This is a genomic window from Aphanizomenon sp. UHCC 0183, assembly GCF_009712065.1.
Taxonomy (GTDB): Bacteria; Cyanobacteriota; Cyanobacteriia; order Cyanobacteriales; family Nostocaceae; genus Dolichospermum; species Dolichospermum heterosporum.
The window spans coordinates 2,803-4,388 of sequence record NZ_VILC01000154.1; the positions used below are offsets into that span (position 1 = coordinate 2,803).

General features: G+C 36.8%; 4 protein-coding genes and 2 pseudogenes. 4 read left to right on the top strand and 2 right to left on the bottom strand.

Annotated elements, in window-relative coordinates; translation table 11 throughout:
* On the top strand, positions 1-430 hold a 430-nt coding region (locus FJR37_RS25445; RefSeq protein ID WP_168467456.1), incomplete at its 5' end, for a DUF4351 domain-containing protein.
* 6 nt (positions 431-436) lie between these two features.
* Here FJR37_RS25445 and FJR37_RS25450 read toward each other — a convergent pair.
* Positions 437-577: a hypothetical protein gene (locus FJR37_RS25450; protein ID WP_168467457.1), complete on the bottom strand. Its 141-nt coding sequence runs from the start codon at positions 575-577 to the stop codon at positions 437-439.
* A 40-nt stretch (positions 578-617) separates the two neighbouring features.
* On the opposite strand from FJR37_RS25450, the pseudogene FJR37_RS25455 reads away from it, so the two are divergent.
* The 3 genes and pseudogenes from FJR37_RS25455 to FJR37_RS25465 all read left to right on the top strand — a co-directional run.
* Positions 618-785: pseudogene (locus FJR37_RS25455) on the top strand (type II toxin-antitoxin system HigB family toxin); the annotation flags it as partial.
* A 125-nt stretch (positions 786-910) separates the two neighbouring features.
* Positions 911-1,039: pseudogene (locus FJR37_RS25460) on the top strand (type II toxin-antitoxin system HigB family toxin); the annotation flags it as partial.
* A gap of 14 nt (positions 1,040-1,053) precedes the next feature.
* Entirely contained in the window at positions 1,054-1,353 is a 300-nt protein-coding gene (locus tag FJR37_RS25465) for a type II toxin-antitoxin system HigA family antitoxin (RefSeq protein ID WP_168467458.1), read from the top strand.
* Here FJR37_RS25465 and FJR37_RS25470 read toward each other — a convergent pair.
* Positions 1,344-1,586, bottom strand: a 243-nt coding sequence (locus tag FJR37_RS25470) for a hypothetical protein (protein ID WP_168467459.1), incomplete at its 5' end; no start/stop codon positions are given. The two genes, FJR37_RS25465 and FJR37_RS25470, sit on opposite strands and share 10 nt — an antisense overlap.

Sequence of the window (1,586 nt, forward strand, 5' to 3'; positions counted from 1 at the left end):
AGCAGAAAGGGAGCAGTGGAAATGGATATTAATTAGAGGACTTTATGACCGGGGCTTCACAAAGGAGAAGGTTATTAAGTTATTTAAAATCATCGACACAATGATGACTTTACCTAAACAATTGCAAGCAGGATTGGTCACGAAAATTAAACAATTCGAGGAGGAAAGAACAATGCCTTTAATTAGCCCAACAGAACAACTAGCTATGGAACGGGGAATAGAAAAAGGAATAGAAAGAGGAATAGAACAGGGAGAGCAGCAGCTAGTTATACGACAACTAAATCGGCGAATTGGTGAAATTGAATTATCCTTGATTGACTCAATTCGTAGATTAACAATTGATAAATTAGAATTATTGGGTGAAGCTCTGTTAGATTTTTCTTCTGTGACTGATTTAGAACAATGGTTACAAAATAACCCAGAGTCTTGAGATTAATCATACTGAATTAAATAGAGCGATCGCCTTTTTGGGGATGTGGAAGGGCGATCGCTTTTGGGATGGTGGGAGTGCGATAGCGAAGCTCACCAAAGGAATCGCTTTTTTGCTATTATCTTGACAATAAACAATAAACTGCAAATGCCAAGTAAACTAATTTTTGATAAATATTGTTATTACAATGAGAATTATTGCTCGGAGTACACTAAGAGAATATTGGCAAAAACATCCTGATACAGAACAGCCTTTAAAAGCATGGTTTGATGATGCTACCCGTGCAAATTGGCCAAGTCCATCAGATATTAAAGAAGTTTATGCTAATGCCAGTATCATTGCTAATAATCGAGTAAGTAGGTGAACACAATAAAACCAAACTGTGTAAAGAAATGTAAAATCGCCTAAACCCTCTTCACTCTTGCCTCTTGCCTCTTGCCTTTTGCCTTGCCATAACGACAATTTTCAACGCCAACCTACTTAGTCTTTAATATTAAAGGTAATAATTATCGTTTAATTGTCCATATTCGTTATGAGATTGGGATTATTTTTATTCGCTTTATTGGTACTCATCAAGAATATGACAAGATAGATGCTACAATCATTTAGGGAGGTTCGATATCATGAACTTAAAACCAATTAGAACAGCAGCAGATTATCAACAAGCCTTAAAAGAAATTGAACAAATTTTTGAGGCTGAATCTAATACACCAGAATATGAAAAATTAGATATTTTAACGACTTTAGTGGAAGTTTATGAACAACAAAATTATCCTATTGAACCTCCATCGCCCACTGCCGCAATTTTATATTATTTAGAAAGTCGTAATCAAGGAATTTCTACTTTTATTGAAAATTTAAAACATCATGGAGTTAGTGAAGAAATAATTAATACAGCTTTAAATGAAATGATTCACGGATGATGGGATGCGATAGCGAAGCGCTCCGTAGGAATCGCTGTTTTGGGGATGATGGGATGCGATGGCTTTTTGGGATGATGGGAGTGCGATCGCTGTTTTGAGGATGTGGGAGTGCGATCGCTTTTAGGATGTGGGAGAGCGATCGCTGTTTTAGGGATGTGTGGAGGTGCGATAGCGAAGCGCTCCGTAGGAATCGCTTGTTTGGGTCTAAAATAGAAATAATTTGAAGTTCCAAG